This window comes from Hyphomicrobium sp. MC8b, from assembly GCF_905067615.1.
In the GTDB taxonomy this organism is placed as follows: Bacteria; Pseudomonadota; Alphaproteobacteria; order Rhizobiales; family Hyphomicrobiaceae; genus Hyphomicrobium_B.
In genome coordinates, this window is the sequence record NZ_LR898465.1 from 3,115,749 (window position 1) to 3,134,237 (window position 18,489).

At 60.2% G+C, this 18,489-nt stretch carries 17 protein-coding genes; all 17 read right to left on the reverse strand.

What is annotated here, in order from left to right; translation table 11 throughout:
* Positions 1-27: 27 nt before the first annotated feature.
* On the reverse strand, positions 28-1,266 hold the full coding sequence (locus tag ACLB1Z_RS15115; protein ID WP_409560576.1) for a 1-deoxy-D-xylulose-5-phosphate reductoisomerase: 1,239 nt from the start codon (positions 1,264-1,266) through the stop codon (positions 28-30).
* Between the two features lie 2 nt (positions 1,267-1,268).
* A complete protein-coding gene (locus ACLB1Z_RS15120) occupies positions 1,269-2,141 on the reverse strand; it encodes a phosphatidate cytidylyltransferase (protein WP_409560577.1) in 873 nt (290 codons plus the stop codon).
* Between the two features lie 9 nt (positions 2,142-2,150).
* Entirely contained in the window at positions 2,151-2,909 is a 759-nt protein-coding gene (locus ACLB1Z_RS15125) for an isoprenyl transferase (RefSeq protein ID WP_013948484.1), read from the reverse strand.
* 73 nt (positions 2,910-2,982) lie between these two features.
* Positions 2,983-3,546, reverse strand: coding sequence for a ribosome recycling factor (frr, locus tag ACLB1Z_RS15130; protein WP_409560578.1), 564 nt, complete (start codon positions 3,544-3,546; stop codon positions 2,983-2,985).
* A 79-nt stretch (positions 3,547-3,625) separates the two neighbouring features.
* Positions 3,626-4,357, reverse strand: a complete 732-nt coding sequence (pyrH, locus tag ACLB1Z_RS15135) for a UMP kinase (RefSeq protein WP_409560579.1) — start codon at positions 4,355-4,357, stop codon at positions 3,626-3,628.
* A 142-nt stretch (positions 4,358-4,499) separates the two neighbouring features.
* On the reverse strand, positions 4,500-5,453 hold the full coding sequence (gene tsf, locus ACLB1Z_RS15140) for a translation elongation factor Ts (protein ID WP_409560580.1): 954 nt from the start codon (positions 5,451-5,453) through the stop codon (positions 4,500-4,502).
* Between the two features lie 107 nt (positions 5,454-5,560).
* A complete protein-coding gene (locus ACLB1Z_RS15145; RefSeq protein ID WP_409560581.1) occupies positions 5,561-6,550 on the reverse strand; it encodes a 30S ribosomal protein S2 in 990 nt (329 codons plus the stop codon).
* Between the two features lie 363 nt (positions 6,551-6,913).
* Positions 6,914-7,285, reverse strand: a complete 372-nt coding sequence (locus ACLB1Z_RS15150; protein WP_409560582.1) for a hypothetical protein — start codon at positions 7,283-7,285, stop codon at positions 6,914-6,916.
* Between the two features lie 106 nt (positions 7,286-7,391).
* On the reverse strand, positions 7,392-7,637 hold the full coding sequence (locus ACLB1Z_RS15155; protein ID WP_013948492.1) for a hypothetical protein: 246 nt from the start codon (positions 7,635-7,637) through the stop codon (positions 7,392-7,394).
* Positions 7,638-7,778: 141 nt separating this feature from the next.
* Positions 7,779-11,324 (reverse strand): DNA polymerase III subunit alpha, encoded by a 3,546-nt coding sequence (gene dnaE, locus ACLB1Z_RS15160; protein ID WP_409560583.1) that lies wholly within the window; start codon positions 11,322-11,324, stop codon positions 7,779-7,781.
* Between the two features lie 95 nt (positions 11,325-11,419).
* Positions 11,420-12,130, reverse strand: a complete 711-nt coding sequence (locus tag ACLB1Z_RS15165; protein ID WP_409560584.1) for an ABC transporter ATP-binding protein — start codon at positions 12,128-12,130, stop codon at positions 11,420-11,422.
* 5 nt (positions 12,131-12,135) lie between these two features.
* A complete protein-coding gene (locus ACLB1Z_RS15170; protein ID WP_409560585.1) occupies positions 12,136-13,452 on the reverse strand; it encodes a lipoprotein-releasing ABC transporter permease subunit in 1,317 nt (438 codons plus the stop codon).
* A gap of 87 nt (positions 13,453-13,539) precedes the next feature.
* The gene (gene proS, locus ACLB1Z_RS15175) at positions 13,540-15,072 is read right to left on the reverse strand and encodes a proline--tRNA ligase (protein WP_409560586.1); all 1,533 of its coding nucleotides are present in this window, start codon (positions 15,070-15,072) and stop codon (positions 13,540-13,542) included.
* Between the two features lie 174 nt (positions 15,073-15,246).
* A complete protein-coding gene (locus tag ACLB1Z_RS15180; RefSeq protein ID WP_409560587.1) occupies positions 15,247-15,513 on the reverse strand; it encodes a DUF1467 family protein in 267 nt (88 codons plus the stop codon).
* 35 nt (positions 15,514-15,548) lie between these two features.
* Entirely contained in the window at positions 15,549-15,953 is a 405-nt protein-coding gene (mce, locus tag ACLB1Z_RS15185; RefSeq protein WP_409560588.1) for a methylmalonyl-CoA epimerase, read from the reverse strand.
* 47 nt (positions 15,954-16,000) lie between these two features.
* Complete coding sequence (locus ACLB1Z_RS15190) at positions 16,001-17,716, reverse strand: ribonuclease J (protein WP_409560589.1); 1,716 nt, start codon at positions 17,714-17,716, stop codon at positions 16,001-16,003.
* Complete coding sequence (locus ACLB1Z_RS15195) at positions 17,713-18,486, reverse strand: biotin--[acetyl-CoA-carboxylase] ligase (RefSeq protein WP_409560590.1); 774 nt, start codon at positions 18,484-18,486, stop codon at positions 17,713-17,715. Before ACLB1Z_RS15195 ends, ACLB1Z_RS15190 begins: the two co-directional genes overlap by 4 nt.
* Positions 18,487-18,489 lie beyond the last annotated feature (3 nt).

The window sequence follows — 18,489 nt, forward strand, 5'->3', positions numbered from 1 at the left end:
AGCCGCTGAGATTAGGCGCTAGGCGCCTCAATAGCCACTAAGTTTCTCGTTAGATAAGGCTCGGGCCATGTCATCGACCGCCAGTATATCGTCGAGGCTTTGGGCCGGGCAAATGGCCCCCTGACGCTCCGCCGCAGCAAGCGTTTCTTCGACGAGCGCGGCGATGTCGAACATTTTGATGCGGCGATCGAGAAATGCCTTTACGGCCACCTCGTTAGCGGCATTCAACACTGCCGGAGCCGTATCGCCGCGGCGCATCGCCGCCCGGGCGACGCGCAGAGCCGGAAACCGATTTTCGTCAGGGGCTTCGAACGTCAAGGTCGCGAGGCGGGCGAGATCGAGCTTTTCCGTCGGCGCCGCCATTCGGTCGGGCCAGGACAGAGCGACGGCGATCGGCGTGCGCATGTCGGGGGACGCCATCTGTGCGAGCACAGAGCCGTCGACGTAGCTGACGAGGCAATGGATGATTGATTGCGGGTGGACGATGCAATCGAGTTTATCCACACCCACAGGAAAGAGGTGGAAAGCCTCGATCAGTTCCAGGCCCTTATTCATCAGGGTGGCACTGTCGATGGTGATCTTGGCGCCCATCGACCAGTTCGGATGCTTGAGCGCCTGCTCCGGCGTAGCGGCAGCGATGGCGTCGCGGGTCCAGGACCGGAAGGGGCCGCCGGACGCCGTCAGCACGATCTTATCAATCGACGCTGGGTCTGCGCCGGCCATGACCTGAAAGGCGGCGGAGTGCTCGCTGTCGACCGGCAGGAGTTCGGCGCCAGCCCGAGAGATTGCCGACGTGAAGACGTGGCCGGCCGAGACCAGACATTCCTTGTTTGCGAGTGCCACGCGGGCGCCTTGCGAGGCTGCCGCAAACGTCGGCTTGAGCCCCGCGGCGCCGACGATGGCCGCCAATGTGCAATCAACGGGTTCAAGCGCGGCTTCGACAAGCGCGTCCGGCCCTGCGGCCGTGCGGATGCTCGTTCCAGCCAGCGCCTCACGCAGTTCGCCAAGACGCGTTTCATCGCCGATGACGGCAACCCGGGCATTGTGACGGCGCGCCAGGGCCGCGAGTTCCTTGGCGTTCGATTGCGCCGTCAGCGCAACGATTTCGAATTTTTCGGGAGTCCGCGAGACGAGATCGAGTGTGCTCGTCCCGATCGACCCCGTCGCTCCAAGCACGCTGAGCCGCATCGGCCGTGCTGCATCGCCTCGCGGCGCTGCCGTGGCGCGATCGGGCAACCGGTTCGGAACGCTTGCGGTCACTGCCATCATTATGATCCGTATAAAAGCGCTCGCGCCGGCGCGAACGCATCAATTGAAAAGCCGATGAGCGCGGCCGCAACGCTGGCTGTCACAAGCCCATCCATACGGTCCATGAAACCGCCATGGCCGGGAATCAAGCCTCCAGAATCTTTCAGGCCGAAATGGCGCTTTAGTGCCGATTCAGCCAAATCGCCCCATTGCGACACCAAACCGACCGCCAATCCGAGGCTTGCGAGCCAAATCGCGCCGCCCGTACCGGACACGACCGAGAACAACGCGCCCACCGCAGCCGCAGCCGTGATGCCACCGATCAAACCGGACCAGGTCTTGTTCGGTGAGACCTGGGGCCAGAGTTTCGGCCCTCCGATGATGCGTCCGGCGGCAAAGGCTGCGACGTCGGTTACGGCCACAGCGAGAACAACGAACAACGTGGCGAGAAAGCCCAGAGGCTCGTCGCTTCGCAGCCATCCGAGCGCGACGACCGGCAGCGCGGTGTAAAGCACGCCCGCTCCTGACAGCCGCGCCCGATCGGAACCAGCCGCCAATGCTGCAACGGCGACGGCGCCGACGACGGCTGAGACGATGGCCATTCCGGCCATGTCTCGGGCCGTCAGCATGGCGGCAGCCAATACCGCCAGCACATGGACGATCAACCCGCTATCCGGCATCGGCCCCCTGACAATCCGGCCCCACTCCCAGCTCATCGCCGCAGCGACCAGAAAGGTCAGCAGCGCGAAGGCGCCTGGGCTCCAATACAGCATGGTGAAGGCAATGGCGCCAATGGCGACACCAGAGACGATCCGCAGGCGCAATTCAGCGGGGATAAAGTCGAACAAGCCGCCAAGAAAACGCTGCTGGCCGTCCCGATTTTCTGATGGCATTGCCAATCCTCAGGCCATCGAGCGCTTGGTCAAGCCGCCGAAACGGCGCTCGCGGGAGCGAAATTCCGCAATGGCGTTTTCAAATGCCGTCTTGTCGAAATCCGGCCAGTAGCAGTCGAGAAAGACGAACTCTGAGTAGGCGGTCTGCCACAATAGAAAGTTCGAAAGACGCATTTCGCCGGACGTGCGGATCAGCAGATCGGGGTCCGGAATACCAGAAGTATCGAGCGCATTCGCCATGCGTTCGACGGTGATATCGGCCGGATCCAGCAAGCCCGCTGCGACCTGTTCGGCGAGCTTGCGCGCAGCGCCTGCAATCTCCGAGCGCGAGCCGTAGTTGAAAGCGATAACGAGCGTCAGCTTGTCGTTATTGCGGGTCAATTCGACGGCTTCGTCGATCAGGGTCATCAGTTCGCTGTCAACGTGCAAACGCTGACCGATGACCCGAATGCAAACGCCCGACTTATGCAGATCGGCAAGATCGCGCCGGATGAAGCGTTTCATTAGTCCCATCAGATCGTCGATTTCGTCGATCGGACGTTTCCAGTTCTCAGAGGAGAAGCTGAAGATCGTGAGATATGTGATTTGCAGCTCTATTGCGGCGCGCACGGCACGGCGGACGGCTTCGACGCCCTGCCGATGACCGAGCGTTCTCGGCAATCCCCTCTCGCGCGCCCAGCGACCGTTGCCATCCATGATAATGGCAACGTGCTTCGGCGGCGTTACAGGGCCGGTCCGCTCGTCTGTCGGCTTCGCTGGTGGCGCCAATGTCAAACGGCCTCTGGGATTGAGATCTCACATATCTTCAGACAACTTCAAGCCAGCAAAACGACCGTGGCCATCAGACTTTTTGAATTTCGGCCTCTTTAGTAGCGAGCGTCGAGTCGACCTCCTTGATGAGGCGATCGGTGAGTTCTTGGACCTTATCCGAGTTTCCCCGTTGTTCGTCCTGGCTCATTTTGCCGTCCTTCTCAAGTTTCTTGAGAAGATCCATGGCTTCGCGCCGAACATTGCGAACCGAAACTTTCGTCTGCTCGGCATACTTGTGGGCGAGCTTGACGAGTTCCTGGCGGCGATCGGTTGTCAGCGCGGGAATCGGCAGACGGAGTATCTGGCCATCGGTGATGGGATTGAGGCCGAGGTTAGCTTCACGGATTGCCTTATCGACGGCAATGACGTTGCTGCGATCCCAAACCTGAACCGTAATCATGCGGGGTTCGGGAACCGAAACGGTTGCAACCTGATTGAGCGGCATCCGCGAGCCATAAACCATCACCTGTACGGGATCGAGGAGATTGGCGTGTGCACGCCCAGTGCGAAGGCCCGTAAACTCGCGCTTCAGAGCGTCGATCGAAGCGCGCATGCGCTTTTCAATTTCTTTGATGTCGTGAACAGTCTGAGACATTTCCTATTCCTTCCCGGCGCGCAAAACCGGACAGCAGCGCCCCGCTCGAAACGCGGCGCAGATCGGCATCGAGCGGCCTTCAGCCGGTTCCTTCAATGAGGGTCTGGCGAGCCTCGCCGCGCAGCGCCTTCAAGAGATTTCCCGGTTCTTCGATGGAAACCACAATTAGCGGAAGTCCGTTATCCCGGGCAAGGGCAATGGCCGCTCCGTCCATCACTTTGAGATCATTCGCTAAAACTTCGGAATAACTGAGCCGGTCATAACGTACTGCATCTTTGTGTTTTTTGGGATCGGCAGAGTAAACGCCGTCCACCTGGGTGGCCTTGATGACGGCGTCGCAGTTCATCTCGATGCCCCGCAGAACGGCTGCCGTATCGGTCGTGAAGAACGGATTTCCGGTGCCTGCCGCGAAAATGACGACCTGCTGGCGCGCGAGATAGGCCAGCGCCTTGGGGCGCACGTAGCTTTCACAGACCGTTTGCATGGGGATTGCCGAGAGCACGCGGGCGGGGACGCCGAGACGATCAAGAGAATTTTGGAACGCCAATGCGTTCATGACTGTCGCGAGCATGCCCATGTAGTCGGCAGTCGCGCGGTCCATGCCTTTCGCTGCGCCGGAAAGGCCGCGGAAAATATTGCCGCCGCCGATGACGACCGCAATTTCGGCGCCTGCCGCAACAGCATCCGCAATGTCTTTCGACAACCGCTCGGCAACGCTCATGTCGATGCCGTAGGGCTGCTTACCCATCAGAGCTTCGCCGGAAAGCTTCAGCAGCAGCCGCTTGTATTTAAGACCCCGCGCGTCCGCCATTCCGTTGCCTCCCGATCAGCACCAAAGCCATCATAATACGAAAAACCGGCCGATCACGGGCGATCGGCCGGTTGATACCTAACCTGCTCGGGCGATTCCGGCCAGCGGGCGTCCGTTGACCTTGAGCTCGACCTTGCCGATCTCAGCGACCGCCGCTTGCCAGCTTGCGGACTTCCTCGCCGAAATCTTCTTCCTTCTTGTCGATGCCTTCGCCGAGCGCGTAGCGGATGAAGCCTGCGACCTTGATCGGCGCACCGCAGGCCTTCTCGGCTTCTTTAACGGCCTGCGCGACCGTCGCCTTGCCGTCGCCAATCAGGAACGCCTGGTTCATGAGCACAACCGTACCGATGAATTCCTTGCGCAGCCGGCCCTCGCTGGCTTTGGCCAGAATGTCATCCGACTTACCGGCGTTGCGCGGCTCAGCCTTCGCCTGCTCGACGTAGACCGCCCTTTCGCGGTCAATCGCCTCTTGGGAAAGGTCACTCTCGTTGACAACGAGCGTGGTCGGCGAAGCTGCCACATGCATCGCGATCTTGCGGGCGAAATCGAAGAGCGTCGGCTCATCGCCCGCGCTTTCGAGTGCAACGAGCACGCCAATCTTGCCGAGGCCGTCTGCGACGCGATTGTGGACGTAGTCAGCGACGACGCCTTCCTTCACCGCAACGGCCGCCGTGCGGCGCAGCGTCATGTTTTCGCCGATCGTTGCGACAGCTTCCTGAAGCTGGACTTCGACGGTGTTTTTGGTGCCCGGATAATTCGCATCGAGGAGCGCCTTGAGGTCGCCCTTCGCTGCAGGAGCGAGGCCTGCGATATCACGGACGAGGGTCTGGAACTGCTCGTTGCGGGCAACGAAGTCGGTTTCCGAGTTGACCTCGACGACGGCGCCTTCACGGCCCTTGGCGACGATGCCGATCAGACCATCGGCGGCGATGCGGCCCGACTTCTTCGCAGCCTTCGAAAGGCCCTTCTTACGCAGCCAATCAACGGCGGCTTCGATGTCGCCGTTCGTTTCGGTCAGCGCGGTCTTGCAGTCCATCATACCGGCGCCGGTCATGTCGCGCAGCTTTTTCACGTCTGCGGCGGTGATCGTTGTCATTCCTGTCACCTATGAGGTTCGAGGCGCCCCGGCGGGCGCCTCATCAAAGTTCATTCACGTTCGCGCTTCAAAAGCACGTCAGTTTTGTGTCGAATTGCCAACGCGCTTTAGACGCTGGCGGCTTCGACGAGCTTCTTGGCCTGGGCAACCCAGTTTTCGCTGGCAATCTGGCCTTTGAGCTTCAGCTGGCGATCGAGCGCCTCGGCGTAATCGTTGTCGAGATCGGCGATCTGCCAGAAGTGGTAGACGCCCGCATCGTTGAGGCGCTGCTCGATCTTCGGCGTGATACCGGTGATGCGCTTGAGATCGTCGGCCTCGCCGCGCGGCGCTTCGATGCCCTTGAAGGTGACCTTCGGCAGATCTTCAGCCGGCGGCGTCTCGGATGCACCAACGTCAACGCCGGCGGAACCCTGCGAACGCTCCAGACCATCGAGCGCAGCACGGGCCATGAGATCGCAATAGAGCGTGATGGCGCGGCCGGCGTCGTCGTTGCCCGGAACCGGATAGTCGATGCCGTCGGGATCGCAGTTCGTATCGACGATCGCAACGATCGGGATGTTGAGCTTGCGCGCCTCCTGGATGGCGATCGATTCCTTGTTGGTATCGATCACGACGAGAAGATCGGGCGTGCCGCCCATGTCCTTGATGCCGCCGAGCGACTGGTTGAGCTTGTCGCGCTCACGCGTCAGGTTCAGGATTTCCTTCTTCGTGCGGCCCTGCGGGTCGGCGAGGATGTCATCCAGCTGACGCAGGCGGCGGATCGACTGCGAAACCGTCTTCCAGTTGGTCAGCGTGCCGCCGAGCCAACGATGGTTGATGAAGTACTGGGCGCTGCGCTTGGCAGCATCAGCGATGCCGTCTGACGCCTGACGCTTCGTCGCGACGAAGAGAACGCGACCGCCGCCGGCGACCGTGTCGGAAACCTTCAGCAACGCCTGGTGCAGCAACGGCACCGTCTGCGTCAGATCAAGGATATGGATTTTGTTGCGCGACCCATAGATGAACGGCGCCATCTTGGGGTTCCAGCGGTGAGCTTGGTGGCCGAAGTGAACGCCAGCTTCCAATAGCTGACGCATGTTGAAGGCAGGAAGTGCCATCGAAACGTTTCCTTTTCCGGTTAGACCTCCGCGAGACTTGAGAAGAGATTTGCAAGCCTTTTTACGGACTTAGCATTTCTCCACCGGAGCACGATGCGGGGCTTTTCATCCGCATGGCGCAAATGTCTCGCGTGTGAGATGGCGGCTGTATACGGGGGATCGGCTTTTTGTGCAAGCCTAGGCTGCGGCTAAACTTGTATCAGCCACTTCCGGCACCCGCCTGCCAGGCGGCGAATGCAACGCGCACCACGGCCGCCGTCTTGATGAGCGGATCGTGGCGCGCGGAATCATGGATTAAGGGGATATGCGGCTACTGCTCCCGCCCCTCCCCGCGTTCGGGGCGAGACGCGTCGCGTCGTCAGTTTACTTGCTGCACTTGGAATCGAGCGTCGAGACGGCGTCGTCCATCGCCTTGGCTTCCGGCGAGTCGTCCTTGGCGTCCTGGCCGTCATCCCAGGCGTTCTCGAAATCCTCGCCCAGCGTTTTGAAATATCCGTCGATTTCGTCGCTGGCGGCTTCCGCCTTTTTCTCGTCGTCGCCGACCTCGTCCATTTTCTTGGTCATGGCGCAATAGGCTTTCACCTTCGCGGGATCGGAGGCGACGGCTTCGATATTCTTCTTAATGTCGGCTGCGCTCAATTTCGGCGGCTCTTTCTCGTCGTCGGCGGCGCGAGCGACGGTAGCAGCAGGAGCAAGCAGCAAAGCAGCAATCAAAGCGGCGTGGAATTTTGACATCTCTTGCCTCGTTTTTGGCTAGCTCGGGGTGCGGAGCTATGCGCTGAAACTGTGTCAGAAGAAGGCAGCGTCACGGCGCTGCCTTCGACTAAAAACGCAACTTCACTTAGCGCCAATAGCGCCAGTAGCACTTGCGGTGGCCGTGATGCCAACGGCAAACCCACTTGCGGTGCTTGTAGTGCCGATGCTTGTAGTAGCGCTTCTTGTAATAGACGTGCTCGACGGCGGTTTTATCCGCGTGCACGCCAATCCCGTTGAGGTTCGCGCCGGCGACACCTGCGTTTGCAGCGCCGCCAAAAGCGCCGAGGGTGACGGCAGCGGCAACAGCTGCTGCGATCAAGCTCTTTTTCATTAGAGGCTCCTATCTTCTTCAAAGAAAGACGCGGTCTCTCACGTCTTGAACCTCTAACGCTTAGCGCAGCGAAAAGCCGTCGATGATGACGAAAAATATTCCGCGAATTGAGTGTAACTTTTGAGCCAGCAACCAGTGGTATTAGATTTCGATTATTTCGGCCACAATTGGCAGCGCTTCAATGCGAATTGCTTCGCGGGGGGAAACGTCATACCGGCCTGCGAGGACAAATTCCATTTCGCGGTTGCGATCTTCGAGCGGCAATACGATTCGAATTTCACCGCCGCGTGCATTCGGCCGCAAATACTTGCTGACGTCCGAAACAGGCGCTGCATTCGCCACGATCGACTTGCGATCGAGAACGAGCTTGAGGTTGCGGGGAACGGCGGATGCGGCCTTGTCGAGTTCCTCAATAGATTGCACGCGCATTTTCATCGTCTCGCCATCGCGTTCGGCTTCGACTGAAACGATCACCGGCGTGCCTGGCTCCAGAAGATCGCGACTGGCTGCAAGCGTATCGGAAAATATGACCGCTTCGAATTGGCCCGTCGCGTCGGAGAACGTAGCAAAGGCGAATTTGTTGCCTTTCTGCGAGCGGCGCTCGCGGGCGGCGATGACGATGCCAGCGAGGCGTCCGGCCGTCGCGCCACGCTGCACGAGCATTTCGAATTCACTGAATTTCTTTATGCCAAGCTTCTTCAGCACGCGATCATACTGATCGAGCGGATGGCCGGAGAGATAAAAGCCGATGGCTTGGAACTCTTCCGATAGCTTCTCCATCGCGGTCCACGACTGCGTCGCGCGCAGAACGAGATCTGCGGGCTTCCCGGCGGTGCCGAAAAGGTCGGTCGTGCCCTGCGCTTCGTCGGCGGTGCGGCGCTGCGCAGACGCCAGAATGGTATCGGCGTTGGCGGCGACGAGCGCGCGATTGGAATTCAACGAGTCGAACGCGCCGCCCTTGGCGAGCGTTTCGAGCGCACGCTTATTAAGCGCCTTTGCATCGACGCGCGACGCAAAGTCGGCAAGCGATTCATAAAGGCCGCCGGAGTTTCTCTCATTGACGATCGTCTCGACGGCGCTCGCCCCGATATTCTTCAATGCGGCAAGCGAATAACGGATCGAACCAAGCTTGGAATCTCCGGATGGCGGCTCAACGCCGAAATCCACGCCGGAATTGTTCACGCACGGCGGCAGCATACGGATGCCGGATTTGCGCGCTTCGGACGCAAACATCGCGAGCTTATCCGTGTTGCCCATATCGAGCGTCATGGACGCGGCGAAGAATTCCTCGCGGAAGTTCGCCTTCAAATACGCCGTGTGATAGCTGACGAGCGCATACGCGGCTGCGTGCGATTTGTTGAAGCCGTAGCCAGCGAACTTATCGACGAGTTCGAAGATGTAGATCGCTTCTTCCTTTTTCACGCCCTTGCTGACAGCGCCTTCGACGAAGCGCGCTTGCTGCTTCGCCATTTCGGCCTTGTCTTTCTTACCCATCGCACGGCGAAGCATGTCGGCCTGGCCAAGCGTGTATCCGCCCATCACCTGCGCGATCTGAATGACCTGCTCCTGGTAGATGATGACGCCGTAGGTCTCTTTTAGAATACCTTCGAGCATCGGATGCAGATAGTCGACCGGCTCCTCGCCGTGCTTGCGGTTGATGTAGGTCGGGATGTTATCCATCGGGCCGGGGCGATAGAGCGCCACCATAGCGATGATGTCCTCGAAGCGGTCGGGCTTCAGCCGCTTCAAGCTTTCGCGCATGCCCGTACTTTCAAGCTGGAACACGCCGGCCGTGTCGGCCTTGGCCAGCATTTCATAAGCGGGCTTGTCGTCGAGCGGCAAACTCGGCAAGTCGACGGTTATGCCGCGCACGCGCTTGATGAGCTGCACGGCTTTTTCGAGCACGGTGAGCGTCTTGAGACCCAGGAAGTCGAACTTCACGAGGCCCGCTGCCTCGACCATCTTCCAGTTGTATTGTGTGATCGGGAAGTTCGATTTCGGATCGCGGTAGAGCGGCACCAACTCTTCGAGCGGACGGTCACCAATCACCATACCGGCGGCGTGCGTCGAGGCGTGGCGATAAAGGCCTTCGAGCTTTTCGGCGATTTCGAGCAAGCGGGCGACGATCGGTTCGCTATCGCGCTCTTCCTGCAATTTGGGTTCGCCGTCGATCGCTTCACGGAGCGTGACGGGATTGGCAGGATTGTTCGGCACGAGCTTGCAGAGCCGATCGACCTGGCCATACGGCATCTGCAGCACGCGGCCGACGTCGCGCAGCACGGCGCGCGCTTGCAGCTTTCCGTGCGTGATGATCTGCGCGACGCGGTCGTCGCCGTATTTCTTCTGCACGTAGTCGATGACGCGGTCGCGCTTTTCCTGGCAGAAGTCGACGTCGAAGTCCGGCATCGAAATACGCTCAGGATTGAGAAAGCGCTCGAACAGCAGGCCGAAGCGCAACGGATCGAGATCGGTAATCGTCAGCGCATAAGCGACGAGAGAACCGGCCCCCGAACCGCGGCCCGGTCCGACCGGCACGCCGTTGGCTTTCGACCATTTGATGAAGTCGGCCACGATGAGGAAGTAGCCGGGAAACTTCATCTGCGTGATGACGTCGACCTCGTAAGCGAGGCGCTTTTCGTAATCTTCGACCGTGAAGCCTGGCGATGGCCCGTGTGCCTCGAGGCGGCGCTTCAGGCCTTCGACCGCCTGACGCTTCATCTCCGCGGCTTCTAAGCGGAAATTTTCGATTTCGCTGAGGCTATCATCACCGGCAACAAAGCGTGGAAGGATCGGCTTCTTGCCTTCGGGGCGGAATGCGCAGCGGATCGCAATTTCTATCGTGTTCGCCAGCGCCTCGGGAAGATCGGCGAAGAGAGACGCCATCTCGTCTTCGGTCTTGAGATAATGCTCGGGGCTGGCTCGGCGTCGATCGTCTTCGACAACATAACGGCCATCGGCGATGCATAGCAGCGCGTCGTGCGCTTCGTAATCGGCACGCGAGGCGAAATAGCATTCGTTCGTCGCAACGATCGGCAAGCGCCGCGCATAGGCAAGTTCGAGCAACTGCGGCTCGACTTCGGCTTCTTCTGCAAGACCGTGCCGCTGAATTTCGACGTAGAGGCGATCGCCGAATATCTTCTCAAGCGTCGCGAGCCTCTCGGCGGCGTGATCGGGCTGAGCGTTGCGCAAAGCGGTGTCGATCGGGCCTTGCGGGCCACCCGTCAGCGCGATCAATCCGGCTGACAATTCCTCGAGCCGCGCGATCTTCACATGCGCAGGCTCGTCCGACGCCGCCTCGAAATTCAGCGCCTTCGACAGCTTCATAAGGTTCGCAAAGCCGTCGGCGTTCATGGCCAGCAGCGCGAGCTTGCCCGCGGGCTTCACGCGCGGCTCGTTGCTCATGGCTCGCAATGCCATCGGGCCATTGTCGCGGTTATCGCCGAAATCAATATCGAGCGTCGTGCCGACGATGGGCTGCACACCGGCGCCCCAGATTTTCTCGGAGAACTCAAGCGCGCCGAAAAGATTATTCGTATCGGTGAGGCCGATCGCGGGAAGGTTCATCGCCGTCGCGAGCTTGGCGAGCTTGGTAATCGGCAACGCGCCTTCGAGCAGCGAATAAGCCGAATGAACCTTCAGGTGAATGAATTTTGGCGCGTGCGGAGCGGTGCGAATCGGAGCGTTCATAAGCCTATTTTGCGCGCTTCAAACGCGGCTGTCTCGACGCAAAAATACCGGGCAAAAACAACCCGTTTGGCTCGCGTCGAAAGCCATTTGGCGCCTTAACGCGTTTTGGACAGCGAAATTTCGATCAGCTGGCCTTCCTGGACTTGCAGCACGCGGTCCATGCGCGCTGCCAGCTCCATATTGTGGGTCGCGATCAAGGCTGCAACGCCCTGGCGGCGGATGACGTCAACGAGTTGCACGAAAACGTGGTCGGACGTGTGCGGATCGAGATTGCCCGTCGGCTCATCGGCGAGCAGAAGGCGGGGGCTGTTCGCCAAGCCACGGCAGATGGCAGTGCGCTGCTGCTCACCGCCGGACAACTCGGCTGGACGATGCTCCGCACGCTGCGCAAGCCCGACGCCGGCAAGAAGTTCGTGCGCATGGGCTTCGGCGGCCTTGCGGCTTTTGCCGAGAATGAGCTGCGGAATGACGACGTTTTCCAGCGCGCTGAACTCGGGCAGCAACTGGTGGAACTGGTAGACGAAGCCGATTTCCTTGCGGCGCAGACGTGTGCGCTCGGCTTCTGTCATCGTGGCGCAGTCGCGTCCGTTGATGACGACCCGACCGCTCGACGGCGATTCAAGTAGGCCCGTGATGTGCAAAAGCGTCGACTTACCAGCACCGGAAGGGCCGACGAGCGCCACGGCCTGACCCGGCCAAAGCACGGCATCGACGCCGCGCAGCACAACGACTTCCTTCTCGCCTTGGCGGAAAGAACGCGTGACGCCCTCAAGCTGCAGAATTGGTGCGATCGGTTTGTTTTCCATGCGTCCTACTCGTACCGCAGGGCTTCGACGGGATCGAGCTTCGACGCCTTCCACGATGGATAGAGCGTCGCGATAACCGAGAGCACGAGCGCCATCACGACAATGCCGCCGGTTTCGTGGAAATCGATCTCGGCTGGAAGCTTCGTCAGATAGTAGACGCTCGGGTCGAATACGGTCGTACCCGAAACCCACGAGACGAAGTTCTTGATGCTCTCGATATTCCAGCAGAAGAGCACGCCGATGACGAGACCGGCGAGCGTGCCGACGATACCGATCGATGCGCCGGTTATCAGGAATATGCGCATCACTGCGCCTTTGGTGGCGCCCATCGTTCTGAGAATGGCGATGTCACGGCCCTTGTCTTTCACGAGCATCATCAGGCCGGAGATGATGTTCAACGCCGCGACCAGCACGATCAGCGACAGGATGATGAACATGACATTGCGCTCAACTGAGAGCACGTTGAAGAACGTCTCGTTGCGCTGACGCCAGTCGTTGACGGCGATCGTCGGGCCACCCGCGTTCTTGATCAGATCGTCGTAGTGATCGACGTCCTCAGGATTGTCGACAACCACTTCGACGACATCGGTCTCGCCCGTCTTTGAGAAATACTTCTGCGCTTCGGCCAGTGGCATGAAAATCATCATGCGGTCGTATTCCGACATGCCGAGCTCGAAGATCGAGGTGATCTGATAGGCCTTCGATCGCGGCGCGGTGCCGAAGGGAGTCGAAGCGCCACGCGGCGACACAAGCGTGACCATGTCGCCCAGGCCAACGTGAAGCTGATTGGCAAGGCGCACGCCCATAGCGATGCCGTGCTGGCTGTCGAAGCCATCGAGCGTTCCGGCGCGCATATTTCCGGAAACGAGCTTCAAGGATTTGAGGTCGCTTTCGCGCAGGCCGCGCACAAGTCCGCCAAGCGCCTGGGTGCTGGAGGAAACCATGACCTGGCCTTCGATCACCGGCATCGCGATTTTGACGCCAGGCACTTTGCTGATCCGCTCAGCGACTGCATCATAATCGGTGAAGCGCTCGCCGATCTTCTGCACGATGACGTGGCCGTTCAGGCCCATGATCTTGGAGAACAGGTCGTGTCGGAAGCCGTTCATCACGGCCATCACGATGATTAGCGTGGCGACGCCGAGCATGATGCCGAGAAAGGAGAACCCGGCGATGACCGAGATAAAGCCTTCCTTGCGGCGCGCGCGGAGGTAGCGGCCCGCGATCATCCACTCGAAAGCGGAAAACGGCGCCGTCCCGCTTATGGCACCTTGGTCGGCGGGCACTCCAGCGGACACCCCACCGTGCGCTGAAACTGTCATCGAGCCCTCACTGTCGTTGCCCCATTGCGCGCCGCATCGCAGCTCCCTGTGTCGCAGTTAAGGCCATCTCACCGCATTGCGGCCGTTTTAGTATGCGCGGGCGATAAGCACATACTCTTTCGCGGGTTCTCCCGTGAAGAAACATTTACTTGCGGGCGCGTCTTGAACCAGAGGCGCATTGCGAATCGTAAGCTTCAGAGCCTTCAGGCGATCTGCAATTCCTTCCAGGACCTCGCCATCAGGGCGCGACCACGGGACACGGACCCAGCCTTTGAAGGCGCCCGCCTCGTCTTCGCCCTCGCCAGGCCCGAAATAGTCAGCCAGCTCGTCGAACGTCGTCATGTTGGTGATGATGTTGCCGTCGAGCCGCGCCTTGGCTTCGGCGAACAGAGTGCCTTGAATATCCTTGAGAAGTGCTGGGGCTCCGGCGACGAACGCGTCGCGCGGCATGGTGGTCGAGATGACCTTGTCGCCATCGCGCAGACGATCGCGGCGCATGAACGTGACGTTGCCGCCGCTAGCATCGCGGCCGCCAACCTCGACAATGACGGGCGCGCCGCGGCGGACCCAGTTCCAACGCTTCTCGGCCGACTTGATCGGCTTCAGATCGACGAGGGTGCGGACACCGGCTGCTTTCAGGTCTTTCTCAATTGAAGCGCAATATTCGATGAGCGCGGCATCTTCCGGCTTCTCGCGTAGCATCGGGACAATGATGATCTGGCGCGGCGCGATCATCGGCGGCAAGCGAAGGCCATCGTCGTCGCCGTGGGTCATGATCACACCACCGATGAGACGGGTCGACACGCCCCAGCTCGTCGTATGGCAATAGGTCAGCTGGCCTTGCGCATTCTGGAACTGGATGTTCTGCGCTTCGGCGAAGTGCGTACCGAGATAATGGGACGTACCGGCTTGCAGCGCCTTGCCGTCCTGCATCATGGCTTCGATGGAATAGGTGTTGTCGGCGCCGGGAAATCGCTCATTCGGCGGTTTTTCGCCAGCCACAACCGGCATCGCGAGAACGTCTTCAGCGAACGTGCGATAGACCTCCAACATCTTCAGCGTTTCAGTGACGGCATCGTCGCGGTCGGCGTGAGCGGTATGACCTTCCTGCCAGAGGAATTCTGCCGTGCGTAGAAACAGACGCGTGCGCATTTCCCAGCGCACGACGTTGGCCCATTGGTTGATCAGTAGCGGAAGATCGCGATAGCTTTTCACCCAGCGCTGAAACGCATCGCCGATGATGGTTTCCGACGTCGGACGGACGATCAACGGTTCTTCGAGCTTGGCGTCGGGATCGACGACGAGCTTGCCGTCTTCGTTCTTCAGGCGATGATGAGTGACAACCGCCATTTCCTTGGCGAAGCCTTCGACGTGCTCGGCTTCCTTGGCGATGAAGCTCATCGGGATGAAGAGTGGGAAATAGCAATTGTCGTGCCCCGTCTCTTTGATGCGGGCATCGAGATCGGCCTGAATACGCTCCCACACGCCCCAGCCCCATGGCTTGATGATCATGCAGCCGCGGACAGGGCTCGTCTCGGCCATGTCGCCGTCACGGACGACGGCTTGGTACCACTCGGGGAAGTTCTCCTCGCGGGAAACGGAAAGCGCGCGCTTGCTCATCGTACCGACTTTATGCTTCTGGCGGACCCGTAGCCGCGGGCCTAGCCTATTCTAGGGATCAGCGCGCATAGCCGCTTGGAATGCCGCTTGCAACACGTCGCGCAGGTGCAAGCCCCAAATTGGTGGAATTATGTGCGAAATTTGCGCTTAAGGGCCGCCGGACGGGTTCGCCGCCTAGTTGCCGACGTGAATGAGGCCTGTTGAGATCTGCAAAAGGTCGACCTTTGCAGCGACAGCGTAAATGATCGCGAACACCACGCACGTCACGACCGTATTCACGAGGAAGACGCGTAACGGGTTGATTCTGTGGGGCGCGCTTTCGGGTGTGCCGGGCACGACGTCGCCCGCTTCACCCTGTGTTTTTGCAAAGAACGGCAGGACCGTAAAAAGCGTGATGAACCACAGGCAAAAGAACGTGGCGACGGCGATCGAGGTTCGCATGACGAGACCCTTCGAACTAGAGCCAGAGGCTCGGTTTACACCTGTTCCAGCTCGACGAGGGTGCCGCAGAAGTCCTTCGGATGCAGGAACAGCACGGGCTTACCGTGCGCGCCGATCTTCGGAGTTCCGTCGCCGAGCACGCGCGCACCCTGGGCCTTCAACTGGTCACGCGCAGCAATGATGTCGTCAACCTCATAGCACACATGGTGGATACCGCCGTCAGGAGATTTTTCAAGAAACTTCGCGATAGGCGAAGCTTCGCCAAGCGGCTCCAGAAGCTCGATCTTGGTGTTCGGAAGCTCGATAAACACGACCCTGACGCCGTGCTCGGGCTGATCCGTGGGCGCGCCGACTTTGGCTCCCAGAGCGTTCTTATAGACGCCCGAGGCCTTTTCGAGGTCCTTGACCGCGATGGCAACGTGGTTCAGGCGTCCGATCATGCTCCGTTCTCCGATGTGGGATTGAGATTTGGCGAAGTTTCGAGACTTCAGCCCCTGCCATCCACCACGGAGAGGAGCACTTTGACAACAGGCTTCTTGCCCCAGGCTTCGTTAATGGCCGAGCGCACAGCCCTTTGAACGGCTTCCTGGACCATGCCGTGGTCGGCCCGCCGCTTCGGCGGAATGGAGCGGAGCGTGCCATCGATGGCATCGAGCACGATCTCGCGCATCGAGTCACCGTCTCGGTCCGCGGCCGGAATGCCTTCGAGCACGACGCCGGGTTCACTCAGAATTTCGCCACGGCGGGACAATGCCATCGCAACGACGGCGATGCCAACGAACGATAGCTTGCGGCGCGCCTTCACCGGTCCTTCGACGTCGGGCACGATGAGATTGCCGTCGCGATAGAGACGGCCGACCGGCGCCTCATCGATGACAGAAACCGGCTCCGGCCAGAGCTTCAGGATTTCGCCATCAACAATGGTAAACGTCTGCTCAGCGCCGCAAGCGCGCGCGAGCTTGGCGTGTTCCCTGAGATGCCGCGCTTCGCCGTGCATCGGGACGGCAATCTTCGGGCGAAGCCAGGAATACATATCTCTCAGTTCGTCGCGACGGGGATGGCCGGTGACGTGCACGAGCGCTTCGGCGTCGGTGACGATTTCGGTACCGAGTCGCGCCAAAGCATTCTGCACGCGCGAGACGGCGCGTTCGTTGCCCGGAATGGTGCGCGACGAGAAGATGACGAGATCGCCCTTATCGAGCGAAATGTCCGGATGCTCGTCTTCGGCGATACGCGCGATGGCGGCGCGCGGCTCACCCTGGCTGCCGGTACACAGCACGACGACTTTATTGCGCGACAGATCCGAAAAGCGCTGCTGGTCCAGATACGTGAAGTTCGGCGGCAAGTAGCCGGTCTCAATCGCAACTTCGATGATCCGATGCAAAGCGCGCCCTGCGACAACCAGCGAGCGCCCGGCTGCTTGAGCCGCGGCCGCAATCGAAGCAACGCGGGCGACATTCGAGGCAAAGAGCGTGACAGCGACACAGCGCGGTGCATCGGCGATCAGCTTTTTCAGCGTTTTGGCGACGTCCTCTTCCGAGGCCGAGCGCCCTTCACGCATGGCGTTGGTCGAGTCGCCGACAAGTGCGAGCACGCCTTCATCGCCGAGCGACTGCAACTTCGCGGCATCGTGTGGACGACCGACGACGGGCGTCGGATCGAGCTTCCAGTCGCCAGTATGGAATACGAGGCCCGCAGGCGTCCGGATCGCGAGCCCGTTGGGCTCAGGGATCGAATGCGTGAGGCATACGAGTTCAATATCGAAAGCGCCCGCTTTGAAGCGACCCCCAAGCGGGACCTCTTTGATGGGCAGCGAAACGGAACCTCCGAACTCGCCGGCTTTCGTCTTCAGCATTCCTGCCGTGAACGGTGTCGCGAAGATCGGGCATTCCAGCGAAGGCCACAGGTCGATGACAGCGCCGATGTGGTCTTCATGCGCATGCGTCAACACAAGGCCCGCGAGTTTCTTGCGCTCGGGAATGATGAAACGAAGATCGGGCAATATGACGTCGGCGCCAGGTTCTCCCTCGTGCGGGAATGTCACGCCGAGATCAACCATCAGCCACGAGCGCGCGCGCGGTGGACCGAAGCCGTACAGATAGACGTTCATGCCGATCTCACCGAGACCGCCAAGCGCCATGAATACGAGTTCGTCTGAATTAAACTTTCCGGAGGATGGGGATGACGTCGGACGTTCGCTCATGAATCCCCATCGCGCGCGACTTCGCCGACCAAGGCAACGTCACCGTAATTGACTTCCCTGACGGCGCCGCCGACCTCGGCCAGCAGAGCACCGGTTTCCGCCAGTCCCTGATAGGTTCCGGAGACGGGCCCCTGGGTTGTATTGATCGTTATCCGTTCCCCGAGCGGACCGGCGCGTTCGATCCAGGCCTCGCGGATCGCAGCAAAATTCGCTCCAGCGTTCCAGCAATCCAGCCAATGGAAAACGCGTTCCGACAGGACGTCGAGCAAGGCACTCGGTTCAGGTGATCGACCGAAATGGCCGAGTGCAGTAGCAGCGCGCCCAAGCGCGTCCGGAAAAGTCACAAGATTCAATCCAAAACCCAAAATAGCTAAAAAGCCGGAGCCTTCCCGTAACGACGTGCTCTCGACCAGAATTCCACCGGCTTTGGCAAATCCAATCAAAATGTCGTTCGGCCATTTGAGGCGAAGTTCGGCCTCCGAAGCAAGATCCATTGTCGCTCGAATGGCGTCTATGACTGAAATTCCTGCCAGAAGTGACAATTGGCCCGCTTTTTCCATTGGCGCAGTGCAACGAAAGGCCAAGCTGGCGTGAAGATTTCCCGTCTGGGAGACCCACTGTCGCCCGGAACGCCCCCTACCCCCGGTCTGGACGTCGGCGATGACCCATAGGGGCAGCGGTTCACCCGCCAGTCCTAAGCGCGTAGCGTCGGCGTTCGTCGAGCCGGTCTGGGCGACGTGGACGATTCGCGGCGGCGGGACTTCATCCATCAG

What these genes read in the sequence shown, in the direction of transcription:
- ACLB1Z_RS15195 (WP_409560590.1), bottom strand. Translation starts at nt 18,486, where the DNA reads ATGGATGAAGTCCCGCCGCCGCGAATCGTCCACGTCGCCCAGACCGGC.
- pyrH (WP_409560579.1), bottom strand. Translation starts at nt 4,357, where the DNA reads ATGGCGGACGCGCGGGGTCTTAAATACAAGCGGCTGCTGCTGAAGCTT.
- mce (WP_409560588.1), bottom strand. Translation starts at nt 15,953, where the DNA reads ATGATCGGACGCCTGAACCACGTTGCCATCGCGGTCAAGGACCTCGAA.
- ACLB1Z_RS15150 (WP_409560582.1), bottom strand. Translation starts at nt 7,285, where the DNA reads ATGTCAAAATTCCACGCCGCTTTGATTGCTGCTTTGCTGCTTGCTCCT.
- ACLB1Z_RS15170 (WP_409560585.1), bottom strand. Translation starts at nt 13,452, where the DNA reads ATGACAGTTTCAGCGCACGGTGGGGTGTCCGCTGGAGTGCCCGCCGAC.
- ACLB1Z_RS15190 (WP_409560589.1), bottom strand. Translation starts at nt 17,716, where the DNA reads ATGAGCGAACGTCCGACGTCATCCCCATCCTCCGGAAAGTTTAATTCA.
- ACLB1Z_RS15120 (WP_409560577.1), bottom strand. Translation starts at nt 2,141, where the DNA reads ATGCCATCAGAAAATCGGGACGGCCAGCAGCGTTTTCTTGGCGGCTTG.
- ACLB1Z_RS15115 (WP_409560576.1), bottom strand. Translation starts at nt 1,266, where the DNA reads ATGGCAGTGACCGCAAGCGTTCCGAACCGGTTGCCCGATCGCGCCACG.
- frr (WP_409560578.1), bottom strand. Translation starts at nt 3,546, where the DNA reads ATGTCTCAGACTGTTCACGACATCAAAGAAATTGAAAAGCGCATGCGC.
- ACLB1Z_RS15155 (WP_013948492.1), bottom strand. Translation starts at nt 7,637, where the DNA reads ATGAAAAAGAGCTTGATCGCAGCAGCTGTTGCCGCTGCCGTCACCCTC.
- tsf (WP_409560580.1), bottom strand. Translation starts at nt 5,453, where the DNA reads ATGACAACGATCACCGCCGCAGACGTGAAAAAGCTGCGCGACATGACC.
- ACLB1Z_RS15180 (WP_409560587.1), bottom strand. Translation starts at nt 15,513, where the DNA reads ATGCGAACCTCGATCGCCGTCGCCACGTTCTTTTGCCTGTGGTTCATC.
- ACLB1Z_RS15145 (WP_409560581.1), bottom strand. Translation starts at nt 6,550, where the DNA reads ATGGCACTTCCTGCCTTCAACATGCGTCAGCTATTGGAAGCTGGCGTT.
- proS (WP_409560586.1), bottom strand. Translation starts at nt 15,072, where the DNA reads ATGAGCAAGCGCGCGCTTTCCGTTTCCCGCGAGGAGAACTTCCCCGAG.
- dnaE (WP_409560583.1), bottom strand. Translation starts at nt 11,324, where the DNA reads ATGAACGCTCCGATTCGCACCGCTCCGCACGCGCCAAAATTCATTCAC.
- ACLB1Z_RS15165 (WP_409560584.1), bottom strand. Translation starts at nt 12,130, where the DNA reads ATGGAAAACAAACCGATCGCACCAATTCTGCAGCTTGAGGGCGTCACG.